This is a genomic window from Aminivibrio sp. (genome assembly GCF_016756745.1).
Lineage (GTDB): Bacteria > Synergistota > Synergistia > Synergistales > Aminobacteriaceae > Aminivibrio.
On the sequence record NZ_JAESIH010000047.1, the window covers coordinates 61,227 to 80,899 of the forward strand.

The 19,673-nt window shown below is 59.2% G+C and carries 18 protein-coding genes; 5 read left to right on the forward strand and 13 right to left on the reverse strand.

The window, feature by feature from the left end:
* From deoC to JMJ95_RS07125, 6 genes are all read right to left on the reverse strand, one after another.
* Entirely contained in the window at nt 1-663 is a 663-nt protein-coding gene (gene deoC / locus JMJ95_RS07100) for a deoxyribose-phosphate aldolase (RefSeq protein ID WP_290684012.1), read from the reverse strand.
* 118 nt (nt 664-781) lie between these two features.
* A complete protein-coding gene (gene ggt / locus JMJ95_RS07105) occupies nt 782-2,497 on the reverse strand; it encodes a gamma-glutamyltransferase (RefSeq protein WP_290684014.1) in 1,716 nt (571 codons plus the stop codon).
* Between the two features lie 119 nt (nt 2,498-2,616).
* Nucleotides 2,617-3,750, reverse strand: coding sequence for a succinylglutamate desuccinylase/aspartoacylase family protein (locus tag JMJ95_RS07110; RefSeq protein ID WP_290684016.1), 1,134 nt, complete (start codon nt 3,748-3,750; stop codon nt 2,617-2,619).
* Nucleotides 3,751-3,763: 13 nt separating this feature from the next.
* On the reverse strand, nt 3,764-3,907 hold the full coding sequence (locus JMJ95_RS07115; protein ID WP_290684018.1) for a hypothetical protein: 144 nt from the start codon (nt 3,905-3,907) through the stop codon (nt 3,764-3,766).
* A gap of 12 nt (nt 3,908-3,919) precedes the next feature.
* Nucleotides 3,920-5,209 carry an SLC13 family permease gene (locus JMJ95_RS07120; RefSeq protein ID WP_290684020.1) on the reverse strand — a complete coding sequence of 430 codons (1,290 nt, stop codon included), beginning with the start codon at nt 5,207-5,209 and terminating at the stop codon, nt 3,920-3,922.
* An 18-nt stretch (nt 5,210-5,227) separates the two neighbouring features.
* The gene (locus JMJ95_RS07125; protein ID WP_290684022.1) at nt 5,228-5,779 is read right to left on the reverse strand and encodes a DUF6305 family protein; all 552 of its coding nucleotides are present in this window, start codon (nt 5,777-5,779) and stop codon (nt 5,228-5,230) included.
* Nucleotides 5,780-5,952: 173 nt separating this feature from the next.
* On the opposite strand from JMJ95_RS07125, the gene JMJ95_RS07130 reads away from it, so the two are divergent.
* The 5 genes from JMJ95_RS07130 (at nt 5,953) to JMJ95_RS07150 (ending at nt 12,083) form a co-directional block, all read left to right on the forward strand.
* A complete protein-coding gene (locus JMJ95_RS07130; protein ID WP_290684024.1) occupies nt 5,953-8,064 on the forward strand; it encodes a diguanylate cyclase in 2,112 nt (703 codons plus the stop codon).
* A 102-nt stretch (nt 8,065-8,166) separates the two neighbouring features.
* Entirely contained in the window at nt 8,167-9,201 is a 1,035-nt protein-coding gene (gene rlmN / locus JMJ95_RS07135; protein ID WP_290684026.1) for a 23S rRNA (adenine(2503)-C(2))-methyltransferase RlmN, read from the forward strand.
* Nucleotides 9,202-9,230: 29 nt separating this feature from the next.
* Nucleotides 9,231-9,488 carry a ferrous iron transport protein A gene (locus JMJ95_RS07140; protein WP_367153777.1) on the forward strand — a complete coding sequence of 86 codons (258 nt, stop codon included), beginning with the start codon at nt 9,231-9,233 and terminating at the stop codon, nt 9,486-9,488.
* Nucleotides 9,481-11,220: a ferrous iron transporter B gene (locus JMJ95_RS07145; protein ID WP_290684029.1), complete on the forward strand. Its 1,740-nt coding sequence runs from the start codon at nt 9,481-9,483 to the stop codon at nt 11,218-11,220. Before JMJ95_RS07140 ends, JMJ95_RS07145 begins: the two co-directional genes overlap by 8 nt.
* Before the next feature lie 116 nt (nt 11,221-11,336).
* Nucleotides 11,337-12,083: an IclR family transcriptional regulator gene (locus JMJ95_RS07150; RefSeq protein ID WP_290684031.1), complete on the forward strand. Its 747-nt coding sequence runs from the start codon at nt 11,337-11,339 to the stop codon at nt 12,081-12,083.
* A gap of 38 nt (nt 12,084-12,121) precedes the next feature.
* Here JMJ95_RS07150 and JMJ95_RS07155 read toward each other — a convergent pair whose 3' ends face one another.
* The 7 genes from JMJ95_RS07155 to JMJ95_RS07185 form a co-directional block, all read right to left on the reverse strand.
* Nucleotides 12,122-12,952, reverse strand: a complete 831-nt coding sequence (locus tag JMJ95_RS07155; protein WP_290684033.1) for a TIM barrel protein — start codon at nt 12,950-12,952, stop codon at nt 12,122-12,124.
* 254 nt (nt 12,953-13,206) lie between these two features.
* Complete coding sequence (locus JMJ95_RS07160) at nt 13,207-14,202, reverse strand: tripartite tricarboxylate transporter substrate binding protein (protein ID WP_290684035.1); 996 nt, start codon at nt 14,200-14,202, stop codon at nt 13,207-13,209.
* A 66-nt stretch (nt 14,203-14,268) separates the two neighbouring features.
* Nucleotides 14,269-15,762, reverse strand: coding sequence for a tripartite tricarboxylate transporter permease (locus JMJ95_RS07165; RefSeq protein ID WP_290684037.1), 1,494 nt, complete (start codon nt 15,760-15,762; stop codon nt 14,269-14,271).
* 12 nt (nt 15,763-15,774) lie between these two features.
* Entirely contained in the window at nt 15,775-16,302 is a 528-nt protein-coding gene (locus JMJ95_RS07170; protein WP_290684039.1) for a tripartite tricarboxylate transporter TctB family protein, read from the reverse strand.
* Between the two features lie 112 nt (nt 16,303-16,414).
* The gene (locus tag JMJ95_RS07175) at nt 16,415-17,416 is read right to left on the reverse strand and encodes a tripartite tricarboxylate transporter substrate binding protein (RefSeq protein WP_290684041.1); all 1,002 of its coding nucleotides are present in this window, start codon (nt 17,414-17,416) and stop codon (nt 16,415-16,417) included.
* Between the two features lie 80 nt (nt 17,417-17,496).
* Nucleotides 17,497-18,918 (reverse strand): aldehyde dehydrogenase family protein, encoded by a 1,422-nt coding sequence (locus JMJ95_RS07180; protein ID WP_290684043.1) that lies wholly within the window; start codon nt 18,916-18,918, stop codon nt 17,497-17,499.
* Between the two features lie 46 nt (nt 18,919-18,964).
* The coding region (locus JMJ95_RS07185; RefSeq protein ID WP_290684045.1) for a thiamine pyrophosphate-dependent enzyme at nt 18,965-19,673 on the reverse strand (709 nt) is incomplete at its 5' end.

A 19,673-nucleotide genomic window follows, 5' to 3' on the forward strand; every position in this document is an offset into this window, starting at 1 on the left:
TCAGGAGCGGGCTTCCGAACAGATGGCCGACGACGCCGAGGCGCCTATGCGGTTCGCCCCCGCTGCGATCATGGTCTCGGCATCATGCCGCGTGCGAATCCCTCCCGCCGCCTTGACGCCGAGGCGGTCTCCCACGGTGCGGCGCATCAGTGCCACGTCCTCCGCGGTCGCCCCTCCGGAGGAAAAACCAGTGGACGTTTTCACGAAGCGGGCTCCCCCCTCCTCGGCCGGCCGGCATCCAAGAATCTTCTTTTCATCGTCCAGAAGACAGGTTTCCAAGATGACCTTGACGACGGCGCCTTTCCCGGCGGCATCCACCACCTTCCTGATGTCCTCCCGGACATAATCTTCATCTCCGGTACGGAGGCGCCCCACGGCGACGACCATGTCGAGCTCCTCCGCTCCCCGGGCGACCGCCTCCCGGGCCTCGAAGGCCTTCGTTTCGCTCGAGCAGGCGCCCAGGGGGAAGCCGATCACCGTGCAGACCTTCACCCCGGAGCCCTTCGTCTCGCGGACGGCCGTTTCCACGAACGATCCGTTGACGCACACCGAGGCAAAACCGTATTCCCTGGCCTCCGCACAGAGACGCCTTATATCCTCAACCCCGGCTTCAGGTTTCAGCAGGGTATGGTCGATCATGGACGCAAGCTGTTTACTGTTCATGGAACCCCCTCCTCCTCCGCCCATTGTACCAGAGCTTTCAAAAAGAAGAGAAGCGGGGCCGTTGCAGCATCCCCGCTTCTCTTCTCGCCGTCCTGATACCGGTTTTTGGCGGCGTATCTTAGTAGCCCACCGGAACGCCGAGACGCCTGCTGTCGGCACCTCCGTTCATCCTGTTCTTTGTATGGTCGAACATGATGCCCTGGGCCGTGCCGAAGTAGCCGCCGAAGGGGCGGATCTCAAGATCATGGCCCCTGAGCTTCAGGTAGTCGGCAGTGGAGGTGTCGATGCCTTCCTCTATGAGGAGCTTGCCCGCCTTGCCTCCGCCCGCGGGGTTGAAGATCCGGGGCTGTTCGATGGCCTGGTCCATGGACATGCCGAAGTCAACCACATTCATGACGATCTGGCTCACCGCTGTGATGATGCGCATGGCCCCGGCCGCCCCGATGGTCATGAAGGGACGCCCCTGAGGATCGAGAACGATGGTGGGAGACATGGAAGAAAGGGGTCTTTTCCCGGGTTCGGGAGCGTTGACGCTGTTGGGATCCTGGGAGAAGTCGTCCATTTCGTTGTTCAGGACGAAACCGAACTCGGGAACGACCACGCCGGATCCGAAAAAGTAGTTCACCGTGTTCGTGGAGGCCACGATGTTGCCCTCGGCATCCACTACGGAGAAGGAGCTGGTGGAAATGTGCTGGTTTCCGCCGCCGCCGAGATAGGCTTTCTTCACCGCGTCGTTGTAGGGCCAGGGGTCGCCGGCGGGAACGTCTTTCAGGACCTCATACCGGCGGATTTTCCCCGCGAGCTCCTTCGCGTATTCCTTGCTCACAAGGCCCGCAAGGGGAACATTGGCGAAGGCCGTGTCGGCCATGTACTTCTGCCGGTCGGCGAAGACCATCTTCATGGCCTCGGCGAGATGGTGAAGGTAGTCCGGGGAATTGTGCTTCATGGCCTTCACGGGGAAGTTCTCCATGATGTTGAGGAGCTGGACGATGTGGGTGCCGCCGCTGGATGCCGGGGGAGTGGAATAGATGGAGTAGCCCCGGTAAGTGCCGTGAACGGGTTTCTGGACGATGACCTTGTAGTTCTTCAGGTCTTCCATGGACATTGCGCCGCCGGTCCGGTTCACTGCCGCCACAAGGGCTTCACCGATAGGGCCGTTGTAGAAGGCGTCCGGCCCGTCGCTTGCCAGAAGCCTGAAGGCCTTGGCAAGTTCAGGTTGCTTCAGGATGGAGCCGGTCTCCGCCGGAAGACCGCCGGGAAGGAATACGCTGTCCGGGCTGTATTTGCTCAGCTTCTCGAATTCATCGGTGATAATCTGAGTCTGCATGGGATGAACCTCGAAGCCCTCCTCTGCCAGCCGGATTGCCGGAGCGGCCACTTCGGCGAAGGACATGGTGCCGTACGTGTCAAGGGCGGTGAAGATACCCTTCACGATGCCGGGTACGCCGACCGCCTTGCCGCCGAGGACCGATTCCTTGGCTTTTTTCGAAGCCTCGGAAGCGTACATGTCCTTCGTTGCGGACAGGGGAGCCACTTCACGGTAGTCCAGCTCCACCACCTCGCCGGTCTTGGCGAACCGGATGGTGGAAAATCCGCCGCCGCCGATGCCGGAGGCATTGGGCTCCACCACGTTGAGGGCGAGCATTGTGGCGATGGCCGCATCGATGGCGTTACCGCCCTTCTGCAGAATCTCCACGCCGGCCTTCGACGCAAGTTCATGGGCCGAGGACACCATGCCGTTTCCCGAGTAGACTTCCTTCACGTCCGCAGCAAAGGCGGACCCTGCCACCAGGAACAGCGCAAGAACTGCCGGTGCAATAATTCTTTTTCTCACATAAAACACCTCCCTGTAATGTTGTGTGTTCATGGTTCTCCGTAAGGAAAATCCTGTCGCCTGTCCGTTCAGTGATTTTTCCGGGAATCACCTCACCTTCCATTATACCGGAAAAATCTTTACTGTTTTGCAGAGGCCAGGAAAAATCCCACACCCTTTTCCTCGAGATCGGCGAGACGGGGAATTCCTTCGACGGAGACCCCCCTCTCCTCGAACAGGATGTCGAGGTTCTCGAGGAGGGAAAGGATGGATTCGGCGTGTCGTCCCACCCTGTACTCCATGGTTTGTTTTCCGTCGTAGGGAATGTACAGCCTCCCCAGTTCAAACGCCTTGACATAGGCCTTGTCGACCCCGGTGAGAGCGAGCCGTTCGTCCGTCTTTCCCCGGAGCCTTCCCTGGACAGGGTTTCCCGTTTCCATGAGGATCGGCATGGTTTCGGTGTAATCGCCCCACTCCCGGTGGGTCAGCCCCCGCAGGTTCTTCGGCGAAGGCTCAAGCCGGATGGGGATCCCCTTCCCTTCCAGGTCCATGGCGGTCATGGCGGCAAGCTCCATGCTTCGTTCATGGGCCACGATGGCGTTCACCACCGGGTATTCGGGGGAGGCCTCGTGAAGGTCGACGGAAAGGTCGGCCTTTTCCCTCCGGACAAGCTCAGTTAGGGCATATGCAAGGCGTTCAGTAAGCGAACCGTCCGGGACGCCGGGATAGCACCGGTTGAGGTTCCCCCGCTCTTTGCCGGGAAGCTGCTGTCCCGAGGCAGGATGAATGTAGATGTCGGGGGCCGGCCATTCGAGGACGGTGTTGGTCAGGCGGGATCCGAAGCGGAACGTCCGCCTGCTCCCGTCGGCGGTGGTGAAGGAGATGCTCCGGGGATGGGCTTCCTGCGGAGAGTTGTGGGTGAAACCCATGATATTCGCCTGGGGAATGACGACCAGCCGGCCCTTCGTGACTTTCGCCCGTTCGAGAAACAGGGTTGCTGTCATCATGGACGCCGGTTCGGTGGGGTGGGTGCCCCCGAGGATCAGCACGGTACCGCCGGGCTGTGCTCCTTCCTGGATGTAGACGGGAGTATCCGCCGGTGTGCCCCTGATGCCTTCGGACCATTCCGAGAGCATATGTTTCTCAAAGCCCGGGGCGGGAACAAAGAGATCATCGGCCCACATGGCCCGGAACTCCACCGCGGCGAGAGCCGAGAGGCCGAGAGCCAGGGCGAGAAGGAGCGCTGCTGTGAAGGGGGATCCTTTCAGCTTCATCTTCCTTTCCTCCCTACTTTATCATCAGCAGGCGGAGGACCAGCGGAATGACCACAAGTGCCGCGGTGGCCTGTTTCCAGAAGTCCTTCTCCCGAAACTGGCAGCTCACTACCAGGAGAAGAATGAAGAGGACGATAGCTCGATAAACATATGTCATGGCCTTTTCCTCCTAAGGCAGCAGGCCCATGATGGCGTTCGCGTTGAGGATCACCACAATGGCCCACCCGGCGGTGACCACCGCCGGTACGATGCAGAACTTCAGCACCTTGAAATAATTTTCCTCGCCGACGACCTGGGCGGCGAAAATGCCTGCCAGGGCCGTGGGGGGCATGAGGTCGCCGAGGCCCGCAAGAAGGCTGAGCGCCGAACCCACCATGATTTCATTCTTTCCGAGCAGGGCGAGAAGAAAGGGAACCCCGAGGACAGATGCCGCTCCGAAAGCCGAGACCGCTCCGAAAAGGGGAATCGATGCGGCCATGCCGAGGTACATGAGCCAGGCAGGCAGGGCGAGGACCGACACCACGATGAACCCCTGGACGCCGGTAAGGGTCATTATCTGGATGAACATTCCCACCCCCATCAGGATTCCGAGCACGGGAACGGCATCATTGACGGCCTCCCGGGAGGCTTCGAGAAAATTCAGCCGTCTTCCGGTGAAAAAAGCGGACAGGGCCGCAAGAAGAAAATTCACCGGCATACCGAGGGAGGGCCAGATTCCCGGAAGGAACTGCTCTCCCGTCATGAGGACGGTGAGCAGAATCACCGGGAAAACGAGTCTGAAGGAAAGGGGGACGGCCTCCATCCGGCGCAGTTCTTCCTCGAGGGCGTTTTCATCCCCGGCACCCTTTTTCAGGTGAGGATAGACAAGCACAAGAGAGGAAAAGATCGCCAGGGGAACGGTACAGACAAGAAGAGGGAGGGCGAAACCCACGTAGGGCATGTCGATGCCGCCGCCTATGATCATGGCGGGCACGTTCACCGGAGGAGCTATCATCCCGTAGATGGCCCCCATGGCGATGGCGGCCGCAGTCTTCACTGCGGGGACGCCGAGCTTGATCAGGACGGGGGCGACAAGGGCGCCTGTGGTGAGCACCGCTGCGGTGGAGGACCCGGTGATCATGCCGGGAACCATGATGATGACCATAAGTCCGAGGCTGAGGAGGAGGGGCCTGTTTCTGAACGTGCGGATAACCCACGCGGCCAGGCTTTCGAGAAGACCCGTCTTCTGGACGGACTTCATGAAAATCATGGCCGTGGCGATGATGAGAATGGTATCGAGATAGCCGAAGGTTCCCTCCACGAAATGCCTGACGGGGAACCCCTCCCCCGCGGCAAGGGCTCCCACTGCGGCGGCGGCTCCAAGGGCGACGGCAATGGGGAGCTTCAGGGCAAATGCCCCAAAGACAAAGCTCCCCACCATCGCCAGTGCATACAACCCTTCAGGAAAGAACCAGTCCATGGCGGGAGTACCGTCCGCCTACCTGGCGGAAATTCCCCACTCCGAAAGGGTTTCCCCGAGGGGAACGCTTATTCCGTTTACGTTGGGAGCGGTGAGGATCTTCACGTTTTTCCCCTCCGTCAGCTTCTCGAAGATACCGTCTTTGTTGCCTCCGTCCACGACGATGATCCTGTCTCCCCAGGGCACTGCGGTCTCGATGAAGGCATCGGAAAGAGTGCCTCTGCGGCCTTCTCCGCCGATATGCATGACGAGGACCTTCACTCCCTGGTCCTTTGCAGCCTTCAGCAGCGAGGTCACCCGCTCCACTTCCTGGTCCTTGTTGATTCCGGCGGCGCCGAGGCCCTTGGAGCTGCCTCCCACCACAGCCACCAGGACCTTCCAGCCGGCCAGCGCATCGGCCTTCAGCAGGGGCTCGCTGTCTGCATCGATCTTCATCTTCCGAAGGACCACCCTTACCATCATGACGTCGGGGCTCTGCCCCGCCGAGGTGAGCACCACGTCCGCCGCGAAGGCGGCCCCCGCCGCCGAAAGTACCAGGAGCGCCGTCAGCGCAATAATCATTCTTTTCATGTCGATTCCTCCTTCTGTCTGTCAACGGATAGATACATCTTTAGATTCTGGATAAAGTGTACCCTTTTACAGTTTTATGTCCATATTTCTTATCATTCTTTTCGGCATAAACGGAAATACTGCATTCTGTGGTACTATTCTGGGCGAAGCTCCATCGTCAAAAGGAGGTTTTTATGCTTTCCGTCAACTTCAGGAGCGTCAAGGGAATGCTGGGGTTCTTTTTGGTTCTGCTCGCAGGGGCTATGGTCCTTTTCCCCGTTCTCATCGGGATACTCAGTTTCCGGGACTCCTGGCTGCATACGGAGCGGGACATGGCACAGGCCCTCGGCATGCAGGCTGATTTCATCAGAAAGTGGTTCGTCTTCCACCAGAACACCGTCCGGTCAATTTCCCGCCTCTCCTCGGTCAATGCGCGGGATCTTGTCGGCATATACGATGATTTTTCGTCTTTTGAAAGGTCCAATGCCAATTTCGAATCCCTTTCTTACGTGAATACGTCAGGCTTCCCCCTGGTTCACAGCGACATGGAGGGTCCTGGAAATACGGGGATTTCCGTCGCCGACAGGCCATACTTTATCGCCGCGGCGGAAGGACGGGAATATATCACCGGAATAATCACCAGCCGAAGCTCCGGTCGTTCCGTGGTCGTCATTTCCGTTCCTCTTATGGGAGATGACGGTTTTCAGGGCCTGGTGTTCGGATCGATCTCCCTCGACACGATTCTTACCGCTCTCATGACCACCCCCTTTCGCAGCACAGGCAGTTTTCTGCTTTTCGATCCCTCGGGCGACGACTCGGTGTTTGAAAGCTACGGCATATCCCGGGAGGAAGCATCGCGCTTGGGAACGCCGCAAGGAGGACTTGCCCTGTATAGGAGAAGCGACGGCAAAAGGTGGCTCGCGAAAAGCACGAGTCTTCCTGAATACGGAATGACCCTGGCAGTCCGCATGGAATTCCGAGAATTTCTCGCTCCCTACCTCACCGGCCTGGCCTATTTCGGTGGAATATCGATTCTCCTTATGGCTGCCTCCTTCCTGATCTCCGCTGCGCTTTACCGTAAGGTGAACTCCTCGCTCTCCCTTCTTCTCGAAGCAGTGGAAAGGACAGGGGACGGAAAATTCTCTCCCCTTGATCCGCAGATGCTGGAGAAAGCCCCCCTTGAGATGAAAAAACTGGGGCAGGCTTTCAACGCCATGGCGAATTCATTGAAGAGCAAAACGGAAGAACTGGAGTTCAGATCCTTCCACGACGAACTGACGGGGCTGTACAACCGGGCCTTTTTCGACGACGCCCTTATCCGCTTCGGAACGGGGCGGTTCGACCCAGTCACGGTGGCGATGTGCGACGTGAACGGCCTCAAACTGGTGAACGACACCCTGGGACACAAGGCTGGAGACGGTCTCCTCAGGGCTGCGGCGGATGTTTTGCGGAAAAGCGTCAGGAAAAGCGACATCGTCGCCCGCATCGGGGGGGATGAATTTGCAGTCCTGCTGCCCCAAGACGAAAACGGGGAGGCCGGAAGGCGCTTCAAGGAAAAACTGGCTTCAAACATCAGGGAGTACCGGGCCAACGACGGGGCCCTCCCTCTCAACATCGCATGGGGGGTCGCTACGGGAGTGAAGGACGGTCATTCTGTCGAAACCCTTGTCCAGGAGGCGGACAAGGGGATGTACGCCTTCAAGCAGACCCACAGGGCGTCTTCCAGAAAGGATGTCCTGGAATACCTCTCGGAAAGGATTGCCCTCGTCCGGAAGGACTCCAGGGACAGGCACATGGCCGCATGCGCCGCTCTCATGGAAATCTTCGCCGCCTCCCGTCCCGAATTTCCCGCTGAAAAGCGGGACTATCTCGTACGACTCGCCCGGAATCACGACCTCGGGTTTACCGCGATCCCCAGGGAGATTTTCGACAAGCCCGGTCCCCTCACGGAGGAGGAATACGAGGTGATAAAACGTCACCCCGAAAGAGGGGCGTATCTCGTTTCACTCTTCCCGGACATGGCGGACCTGAGGGAGGATATTCTGCTGCACCACCGCTGGTGGAACGGGGCAGGATATCCTGAAGGCGAAGGCGGAGAAACCCTTCCGGAGGGTGCGCGGATCATGGCCGTGGTGGACGCCTACGAGGCCATGACCGGAGACAAGACGTACAGGGACCCGAAGTCGCCGTCGGCTGCGGCGGCGGAACTCCGCCGGTGTGCGGGAAGCCAGTTCGACCCGTACTGGGCTGAGGAGTTCGCCCGGTTTATCCTCAATTTCCACGAATGGGAGGAAAGTATCTCCTGACGCTCCCCGCTCTTTTACCATTGACACACGACCGGACTTCATGACATTATACATTGTTATTTCAAGGGGGATTTTCCCCGAAATGCAACCAGGAGGCACACAATGAGCGAACCGGTACACGCCCTTGATCTATCCTATGAAGAATGGATCGACGTCTGCACGGAAAAATGGGGCCTCCCGAAATATCGGGCGGACCAGTTATGCCGGTGGATTTACGACAAAAAAGTCTTCAACGTCCACGAAATGACTAACCTTTCGAAGGATCTGAGGGACAAGCTTGTTTATGACCTGTTGATCCTCCCCCCCATTCCGGTTAAGGAGGAAACGTCGAAGGACGGCACCAGGAAATTCCTCTGGCAGCTCTACGACGGAGAGAGAATCGAATCGGTGCTCCTCGCCAACGGCAACCATATCACGGCCTGCCTTTCCAGCCAGGTGGGGTGCCCTCTGAACTGTGCCTTCTGCGCCACCGGGCAGTCGGGCTTCCGCCGGGATCTCACGGCAGGAGAGATCACGGGGCAGCTTCTCGCCATGGAGAAACGCCTCGGCACCAACATCGGCAATATTGTCTTCATGGGAATGGGAGAACCTTTCCTGAACACCCGGGCAGTCTTCAAGGCCATTTCCATTCTGAATTCCCCGAAGATGCGAAACATGGGGGCACGGCACATCACCATCTCCACCTCCGGTATCGTGCCGGGTATCCTCGACCTGGCGGAATTTCCCCTGCCGGTCCGTCTTTCGGTCTCGCTCCATGCGCCCAACGACGCGCTCCGGAGCAAGATCATGCCCGTGAACAGAAAGTATCCCCTCGGCCTATTGGTGGACGCCCTCAGAACATACCAGCAGAAGACCGGGGAGAGGATCACTCTGGAGTACGTCATGATCCAGAAGGTGAACGACGAGACGGAGCTTGCCTATGAAACGGCGGCCCTCCTGTCGGGCCTCGGCGTGTACGTGAACCTCATCCCCTACAACCCGGTGAAGGACGTGTACCAGCGGTCCGCTCCCGAAAGAATCAAGGCCTTCGCCGCGGTTCTCACCCGGCTCGGGATCGAAAACGAGATCCGGCGGGAAAAGGGAACGGATATCAATGCGGCCTGCGGCCAGCTTCGAAGGAGGGAATCGGCGAATTGACCCCTCCCAGTCATCCGGGAGGTCCCGCAGTGGCCCTGAGAGACCTCCCCAACGGCGCCTTCGGCCGCATTGTGGAGATGCCGGTAAAGGACGGCTGCGCCGAACGCCTCGAAGCCCTGGGTCTCCGGGTCGGCAAGGTGGTGGGAAAAGTGTCCGGAATGCCCTTTCACGGTCCTGTGACCCTCCAGCTCGACGGCAGACAGATAGCCATCGGGTGGAAGATTTCCTCTTCAGTGCTCGTCGTTCCCCTCGCTTCTTCCGCAGGAGCCGCCAGGCGCCATGAGTGAGACAACAGCGAAAAAACTGCTCCTCGTGGGGAACCCCAACGTGGGGAAAAGTGCCCTCTTCACAAGGATCACCGGAGTTCATGCCGTTTCTTCCAACTATCCTGGGACCACGGTAGGCTTTCTGGAAGGATGGCTCCGCCGGGGAGACGATGTCTGGAGAGTCATCGACGTCCCCGGGGCCTACACCCTCACTCCCACCAACGAAGCTGAAGAGGTGGCCGAAAGGATGGTGGCCGAAGGATGCCACGCCGTGGTGTTGGTCCTCGATGCTACGGCCCTGGAACGAAACCTCTTCCTCGCCTTCCAGATCATGGAGCGCAGGCTTCCCGTGGTTATCGCCCTCAACATGGTGGACGAAGCCCGGCACAAGGGGATCGACATCGACCCTGCCCTGCTGGAAAAGCTGCTCGGCGTTCCGGTGGTCTCCACCGTGGCCGTCTCGGGAGAAGGGATCAGCCGGCTTCTCGACCGCCTGCGCGAAGCCTCTCCGGGCCGGGAGGTTCCTTCCACGAAAGAGGAACGGTGGGCGGCCATAGGGGCGGTTACGGAACAGGTCCAGAAAGTGCGGCACCGCCATCACACCTTCCTGGACAAGCTCGAGGACGCCTCGGTCAACTCCTTCTGGGGGCTCGTCATCGGCGTAGCGGTCATCACCTCGAGCTTCATCGCCATCCGGTACGCCGGGGAAGGCCTCATCGACGGCATCCTCGCTCCCCTCTTCGAAAGATACTGGCTTCCTGTGGTGAATTACGTCTCAGGCTTTTTCGGCGGAACGGGCTTCCTTCATGACATCATCGTCGGCAGGCTGGTGGACGGACACGTTGACTTCGAGCAGAGTTTCGGCATGCTCACCACGGGACTGTACGTTCCCGTGGTCATGGTGCTCCCCTATGTCCTTTCCTTTTACGCCGTCCTCAGCTTCCTGGAGGATTTCGGCTACCTGCCGCGGCTCGCGGTCATCTTCGACGCCCTCCTCCACAGGATGGGACTCCACGGTTTCGCCATCGTTCCCTCCCTCCTGGGGTTCGGATGCAACGTCCCGGGCATCCTCGCCACGAGAGTCCTGGACTCCCGGCGGGAGCGGTTCATCGCCGCGACCCTGATTTCCGTTGCCATACCCTGTGCCGGACTCCAGGCCATGATCATCGGCGCCCTTGGGGGAATAGGGATGAAATGGGTCGCCATGGTCTACGGCACCCTTCTTGTATCCTGGCTTCTCCTGGGGAGAATTCTCCATTCTCTCCTTCCCGGCTTCAGCCCGGAGCTCATCGTGGAGATTCCCCCTTACCGGATACCGTCCCCGAAGGCCATGGGGCTCAAGCTCTGGATACGGATCAGCGGTTTCTTCCTGGAGGCCGTTCCCCTGGTCCTCGGAGGCATTCTGCTGATCAGCCTGATGGACGCTGCGGGGATCACCGACCTTCTCTCCCGCCTGCTCGCACCCGTTTTTTCCGGCCTTCTCGGCCTGCCGACTAAAGCGGCCGGGCCCATCCTCCTCGGAATCCTGAGAAAGGACGTGGCCGTGGGAATGCTGGCAACCCTGGGTCTTTCACCGGCTCAGCTCGTGGTGGCCACCATTACCCTTTCCATGACATTCCCCTGCATCGCCACCTTTATCGTCCTGTGGAGGGAACTGGGAGGAAAACGGATGGCGGCATCCATGGGAATCATGATAGCCTCCGCGCTCATCGCCGGAATATCCGTGAGGCTGCTCCTTTCACTGAGCGTCTAGGCTATTTTTGCCGGGAAGAGAGCCTTCCCCTTTGAGGTTCGTTCCATTATGATTGAAATATCCGCTGAGCGGAAAAAGCGGAATAACGACTCGAAGCAGGAAAGGGCGGTTTCACCATGAAAGAAGACTCCGTGCGGTCCGTAGAACGGGCGTTTCACATTCTCAAGGCCTTCACGAGGGACGACTACAAGCTGACGCTCAGCGAAATCGCGGAAAGAATCGGGCTCCCCGTCACGACGACCCTTCGGCTGGCAGGCACGCTGGAAAGGCTTGACATTCTCACACGTCACGACGACAGGACCTACTCCCTCGGCAACCAGCTCTATATCCTCGGGAGCATCGCCAAGGCAAACTTCAAGCCCCAGCAGATCATCTACCCCTACATGAAGATCATCCGGGACAGCACAAAGGAAGCCGTCTCCCTCTACGGCGTCGAGGGTGAGGAACGGGTCTGCTACGAACACGTGGAAAGCCTGCTCACCATGAGGTGCGTCATGAGGGTGGGCGACCGGGCGCCTCTCTGGGCGGGAGCGGGAGGGAAAGCCCTCCTGGCCTTTCTGGGCGAGGAAGCGATTGAAAGGGAAACCATGAAAGTCCACCCCATTACAGCCACTACTCTCTCCAACGGGGAGGACTTGAGAAAAAACCTGACCGAGATCAGGACCCTCGGCTATGCCATGAGCTGGGGCGAACGGGAGGAGGGCATCCTTTCCATGGCGGTACCCATCTTCAACAGGAAGGGAGAGGTTCTTTTCTCCTTCTCCCTCGCCGGGCCGGCATCCCGCTTTACGGAGGAGACAGCCCTGTCTCTCATCCCCGAAATCCAGCGGATGTGCCGGGAGATCTCCCAGCAGATAGGATAAGAAAAGATCCCCTCCGGACCGGAGGGGATCTTTTCTTTCTATGCTTTTCTACCCGTTACCCCCCGCCCGGCGCAGTAGGCCTTCGCAGTCTCAAGGCACCGGCGGGCATGTTCTTTGTACCCGAACTCCGCCACTTTCTTCAGGTTGGGAAGCTCAATGGAATAGGGCATGGGGGGCATGGCGTTCATTATCGAGGCCACGTCGATTCCTCCTTCGCCCACGTAGGACCGTTCCTCCCTGAGGATTCTTGTCATCTCGTCCCTGTCCGCCGGAATCTCGCACGGAGCGTCGCAGAGATGGCCGAAATGGAACCACTCAGCAGGAAGCTTCTCCAGCTCAGCCACGTCGTCCTGGGCCCTGTGGAAGTGATGAATGTCCACCAAGAGACCGGCATTGGAACGGTTCACAGTCCTGAGGACATCGACCGCGCCCGCCAGAGTTTTCACCGAAGCGATGGGGACGTATTCAAGGTCCACCGTCAGGTTGTACTGTTTCGCAAGGTCGCAGATCTCGGCGAACCTTTCGATGTAATACTCCCTCTCCGGCGTCCAGATACTGCTGATGACGTGCTTTCCCCCGAGTTCCGCAGCTGTTTCCATGGCGGGTTCGTACTTCTTCACGTCCATATTTTCGAACACCCTGGCGAGTTCGATGTCCAGGAGCCTGATGCCTGTATCGGCAAAGACCCGTTTCGTCTCCTCCATCAAGGCCCGGTTCTTTGCCAGGTCGTAATCCGGTTCCCCGGGAAGCCCCATGTAAATCTGCCTCATGCTCACGAAATCATACCCGCAGTCCGCCGCCATGGACGCAATCTCCGCCGGAGACGTATTCAGAACGGTGAGCTGCGCAAGGGAAAACTGGAACTTCATGAACATCATACCCCTTCCTCGTAAGTGATGTCTGGGCACTAAACGCCCTCCCGGGAGCGGATGGCCGTTCCGGCAAATCAAATTTTCCGCTGAATGGAAACGTAATCCGCCTCTAGGAAATGATTCCACAATAAAGAGTAGAAAAGAATTTGTCAATATGTCCGGTGCCGAAGGGATGTTTTTTCGGACACGAAAAGAAAAAACCCGCCCCACAGGGGGGCGGGCCGAAAGTACGTTTACCCTGGAACGGGTCTTTACTTGCCTTGGGGTCTTTCGATGCCGAACTCCTCGGGGGAGAATTTCGCCCCGCCGGCGTCGTAGAGGAGCCATGCGGCGACGGACTGGTTCTGCTTTATGTATTTCTTCGCCTCGTCGCCTGAGATGCCGAGCTTCACGCCGCCCATGGTCTTCGCGAACTCGTCGAACCTAGGGTCCTGGAACGCCTTGGTAAAGGCGGACCGGAGAACGTCAAGAGCCTCGGCGGGGGTTCCCTTCCTCACGAAGGCGCCGAAGAAGGCACCCCAGGGAAGGTAGGGCCTGTACTCTTCGTAGACTTCCGTCACCGCCGGCACGGAAGCGACGCTCTCGATCCTCTCCGAGGAGATCATGGCGAGTCCCCTGACATTCCCCGAGTGGATGAAATTGGCGGCGGCGAGAAGGCCGACGGCCACCGCATCAATATGGCCGCCCATGAGGGCGGTGATGCAGGGGCCTTCGCCGTCAAACTGCATCTTGTTGAACTTCACGCCGTGGATCTTCTCGATCATGGTGGTGGCCACGTAGGGCAACCCTCCGGGGCCGGTGGAGCCCATGGTGATGGTCTTGCCGGATGCGGCGGCCTCGATGAGCTCTTTGTACGAGGTGTAGGGGGAATCCTTGGAGACAATGACTACGCCCACGTTGGCCATCATGAGGAAGACGGGCTCGAACTGGTCATAGTCGATCTGGGAAAGGCCGGTGACCTTGTAGAGGTTCGGGTTCTCGGCGCCGAAGAGAATGCTGTAACCGTCGGCGGGCTGGTTGGCCACAAAGGTGGTGGCGATGGCTCCCGTGGCGCCTGTGCGGTTCTGCAGTATGATGGTCTTTCCGAGATGCTCCTGGACGATGGGGACGATGGCCCGGGACACGTTATCCAGAGCGCCTCCGGCGCCCCACATGATGTACCCCTGGATGTTCTTTTCCGGGTAGGCCCCGAAAGCGGCCCCCGCCAACACACATACCGTCAGCAGCGCAATACTGAGTTTTCTCATAAAACATTCCTCCTCGTATTATTTTTATTCATCTTTTGGTTCTCTCTCTTCCCTGGCAGGAAAAAACTATTTCAAACCTCTCCATTTCCTGTAGAAGGACGTCTGGGACAGGATCAGAAAAACTATGGCCAGAGTCAGGAAGAGGCTGATGGGATTGGTGACGAAGCCCTCGAGGAAGGGCAGAAGCTGGTTCTCCGCTCCCTGCATGGCCCTTCTGTAGTTGGCGTCAAGCATGGGCCCCAGGATCAGCCCGAGGACCATGGGGCCGGTGGCATATCCGTAGAGCCTCATGAAATAGCCGATGATGCCGAAGCCGATCATGTAGAAGATATCCACCACGCTGTTCTGGATGGCATAGGTTCCGATGACCGAGAGGATGATCACCACCGGCATGATGATCTCCTTGGGAATTTCGATGATCCTGGCGAAGGGCTTGATGCTCACGAGGCCCAGGACCATAAGGGCCACGCTTGCGATGGACAGGCAACTCACGATCATCCAGAAGAGGTGGGGGGTCTCTATCATGAGCATGGGGCCCGGCTTGAGACCGTGGATATAGAGGGCGCCTATGATGATTGCCGTAACGGCGTCGCCGGGGATTCCCAGGGTCAGCATGGGGATGAAGGCGCCGCCGATGGCTCCCTTGTTGGCCGTCTCGGGGGCCACGATGCCCTCGTAGGCCCCTGTGCCGAAGGGACGGGAGGGATGCTTGACGGTCCGCTTGGCCTGGTCGTAGGCCAGCAGGGCGGCAACGTCTCCGCCGGTTCCGGGAAGAGCACCGATGAACACGCCGAGAAGGGACGACCGGATGGACAGGGGCAGATACTTCAGGAATGTGCCCCAGTCCGGGATGACCCTGTCAAGGTTCTGCTTCGGCGACTTCTTCCCCGCATTCCTGAACTGGGTCAGGGCCTCGGAGACGCCGAAAAGTCCGATCATGGCCGTAACAAAGCTGATTCCCGCCATGAGGTAGATATTGCCGAAGGTATACCGCAACTCCCCCGTGGAAGGATCCATGCCGACCATGCTCAGGAGCACGCCCAGCGCTCCGGCGGTAATTCCCTTGATGGGGTCTCCCCCGCCGATGCTGCCGATGAGCAGTATGCCCATCACCGCCAGCAGGAAAAAGTCTCTGGGTGAGAACTTGAGGGAGAAATTGGCGACCACCGGCGCCGCCACGGAGAGGACAATAATACCGACGAAGCTGGCGAACACGGAAACGGTGGTGCAGAGCCCTATGGCTTTGCCGGCCTCACCCCTCTGTGCGAGAGGATACCCCTCGATACCCGTGGCTATCGCCGCAGGCGCCCCCGGGATGTTGAGCAGGATGGCGGTGATGGAGCCGCCGTAGACGCCGCCGACGAACACGCCGCAAATCAGGGCGAGGGCACTGTTCATGTCCCACGAAAAAGTGAAGGAGATCAGCAGGGACGCGGCCATGGTCACGGAAAGTCCCGGAATGGCGCCGACCCAGATTCCGGCAAACACGCCCACCCAGATGAGCATCATCATCTCCCAGTTCAGGAAAGGAATGAGAAAATACTGAAGGTTTTGTTCCATATCCGGGCCTCCTTAGGGCAGTATGACCAGGAACAGGTAACGGAAGACCGCCACCAGGACCGCGAGGGAGAGCGCTGATATCAGGAGCGCCCGGACGATGTTCTTCCCTCTCTGAAGATACACCATGCCGATGACCATGAAAGCATAGGATGAAGCCACGAAATGGAGCCTTGGCAGCGCAAAGCAGTACGCCACGAGCAACACCATCACGACCACCACGTCAACGGGAAGAAGATACCCGGCCAGGGTCGCCGCCGCATCGGGCTTTTCCCTCCGCAGCGCTTTAAAGAAATTTACGGCGGAGCACACCATGATCAACGTGGAGGCGAGCTTCGGAAACACCGAGGGAGATGAGTATTTCCCGCTCGTCATGTCGAGGGCGAAGTAATATCCGAGAGCGCCGATGAGAAACATTATGACGGCTATGCCAAGTTCGCCGGGCTTTCTGCGCGCCTCGGGAACGTATTTCGAGAGATCCTTCACGGTTCCGCCCGGTTCTTCTGCCGATCCTTCAGCCAAAAATTCCCTGGATTCTTCCATCTCTGTGATTCACGTCCTTCCGTTGCGGCTGCCCGATCCCTGTCTCCAATATCAAGAGGGGATGGACCGGAACGTGGGTTCCGGTCCATCCCCGATTATACACGACCGGACACTATTTTTTCGGTTCGGGGATGTTGAACTCGGCGGGTGATTTTTTCGCTCCCCCGGCGTTGTAGATAAGCCAGCTTGCCGTTGACTCGAACCTGTCGAGGAACTTCACCGCCTCCTCGCCCGTGGCGCCGTTCCGGAAACCGCCGGAATTCTTCACGTACTCCTCGAACCGGGGTTCCGCCATGGCCTGGGTGAAGGCGTCGCTGAGCTTCGTCACGATGTCGCCGGGAGTCCCCTTCTTGACGAAGACGCCGTAAAAAGGCCCCCAGGGAAGGTACTGGGCGTACTCGGGATAGATCTCGGTTATGGCCGGAACTTCGGGAAGCTGGGGCACTCTCTTCGTGGTGAGGACCGCAAGGCCGCGAAGCCGTCCGGCTCTGATGTACTCCACCGACGTGGAGAGGGCCAGGGGCATGACATCGGCGTGGCCGCCCATGACCGCCGTGGCGCCGGGACCGTCGCCGTCGAACTGGATGTAGTTGAAGTCCGTGCCGTGGATGTTTTTCATCATGGCACCGGCAACGTAGGGAAGGCCTCCCACGCCGGAGGTTGCCATGCGGATCTTCTTCTCGCCCTTCGCCGCCTCCACAAGCTCCTGCATAGTGTTGTAGGGGGTTTCGGGGTTGACGCAGATGACCACTGCGCCCTCCACCGCAATGACGATGGGCTGGAGGTCATGGAAACTCAGAGGAGAGAGGCCAAGAACCCGGTATGTGGCTGGGTTTTCCGCACTGTAAAGCAAGGTGTAGCCGTCTGCGGGGGAGTTCACCGTGAGGGTCGTGGCCACCGCCCCGGAGGCTCCGGTTTTGTTCTGGAGAATGATGGTCTGCCCCAGTTTCTGCTCCGCCAGAGGGGTGATGGCCCGGGCGAAGTTGTCGGTACCGCCGCCGGCACCCCACATGATCAGTCCCTGGATGTTCTTCTCAGGATATGCCGCCGCTCCCGCCGAAGCGAGAAGAAATACCAGCGCAACTGAAAGCCCGAACACTGCCGCTTTTCTCATGGATCTTCCTCCTTTGTTTGCCTGTTTTCCCTCCCAGCCTTGCCGGGAGGAATTTCCCCATCCGCACCCCTGGGGACGGATCAGCCTTCCCGCTTGTTCGCCGGATCGTAAAACTCGCCGAAAAGAACATCCTCAGAGGGTGCATCCGTGAGGATCGGCTTGGCGACCCAGGTGCTGTTCATATAATGCTTCAGGGCGATGTTCTCCGACACCTGGTTGTTCCCCCAGGTGCCGCACCCCATGCTCGACGTCATGGGCATGCCGTTGTTTGCGCTTCCGGCATTGGCCTTGGACTGGGGCTGCCGTACCATGATCCTGGTGACAGGGGCTCTCAGGGCAAGGGCGTGGATATGCTCATCGTTATAGCTGTAGATGCCGCAGGAATGCCCCCGGCCGCCGACTTTGAAGATCTCATCCATCATGTTGAGGGCATTTTCAAAGTCTCCCTCGTAACGGAACAGGGTAAGCAGGGTTGTCAGTTTTTCGCCGGAGAACCGGTACTCCTTCCCGATACCGTCTCCGACAACCATGACGAACTTCCTGTCTTCCGGAATCTCGAACCCGGCAGCCCGGCACAGTTTCTGGGGAGAAACGGCAACGGTCTCCACGATCCGGTGTCCCTCTTCGTCCCACATGGCCTTTTTCAGCATCTCCCGCTGCTCGTCGGTGGCAAGGTAGCCCCCTTCCTTCTGTAGCTGGGTCACCATTTGATCGTAAATGCCGCCGTAGATGATGAGGTTTCCGTCGGCAGAGCAGCCGGAGCCGAAGTCGGACGTCTTACTGATGCGGGTGTTGCGGGCGGCCTCCTCGATGTCGGTGGTCTCGTCGAAGATCATGGTGGCGTTGCCGGCCCCCGAGCAGTACGCCGGTTTCCCCGAACTGTGAGCGGCCTTGGTCATGGCTGGTCCGCCGGTGGCCATGATGAGGTCGCCCATGGTCATAAGCTCCTCGACGATGGCCATGTTGACTTCGGAAATGCACTGGAGAAAATCTTCGGGTTCCCCGATGGAGCGAAGCCCCTGGCGCATCTTCTCCACCACCGCAAAAGTCGTCTTTTTCGTCCTTGGATGGGGGGAGAAGACGACCACGTCCCTGGCCTTCAGTGCATAGATAGCCGTGACGATGGGAGTGAGTTCCGGGTTGGTCATGGGAATCAGTGAGGTGATGACTCCCGCCGGTTTTCCGTACCGCACAATCCCCTTCTCCGGGAGAACTTCGATGGGCCCCACGCTCTTCTGCCGCAAGGCATCTCTCAGGACGCCGAGGATCTTGTGCCGCTTGCCGAAACGGCCGCTCCAGTCGCCCGCCCCGCTCTCCTCCACGCCCATCTTGCAGAACCTGTCGAAGTCCCTGGGATTCCCCGCAGCCCAGGCCACACAGCGGCACATGCGGTCCACCCGCTCCTGGTCGTAGTTCTCGATGATCTTTTCCGCGGCCCGGGCCCTTGCGAAGATTCCTTCCAGGGCGCTCCTCTGTTCAGCCGTCAATTCCTTTTTCGCCATGTATGTCCATCTCCTTTTCTTTGAGTAGCTCCCGGAAGGTGAGTTACTATCCCATCCTCCAGGGTTCGGTCTCTTCCCAGGCCCAGACCCTCCAGGGTTTTTCCTCTCCCCGCTTCCTGAAGATGTCGTTGATGTTCCAGCATCCTGCGGTAATCACAGGGGCGTTTTCCATCCGGACATCGATGACGCAGGGCTTGTTCAGGGCGAGGGCCTCTTGGAGGATCGGCTTGAATTCGGAGGCGCTCTTCACGGTATATCCCTTGATCCCGTACGCCTCGCCAATGGCGGCGAAGTCCGGGGTGTAGGGCTTGCCGTCCTTTTCGAAGAGGGTGCCGAACTGGTGCTGGTAGTGCTGGTTCTCGAGCCCCGCGATGGTGCCGAAGGCACAGTTGTTCATCACCACCCACACAACGGCGATATCCTCCACCGCGGCCGTGGCGAAGGGCGAGACGTTGGCTCCCATGCCGCCGTCGCCGATAAGCGCGACCACTTTTTTGTCCGGGCAGGCCACCTTCACGCCCAGGGCTGCTGAAGGACCGTACCCCATGGTGGCGAGACCGCCTGGGGCCACGAAAGTTCCCGGCTCATAAATAGGAAACTGCTGGCCCACGCCGTTCTTGTTCCAGCCGACGTCGGCGACGACGTACCCGTCCCGGGGAAGAACTTCCCTGAGGTCGGCGAGAATCCGCTCCGGGCGCATGGGGAACTGGTCCGACTTCTGCGCCTCAGCGATGCTCGCGAAGTAGGCGGCCTTG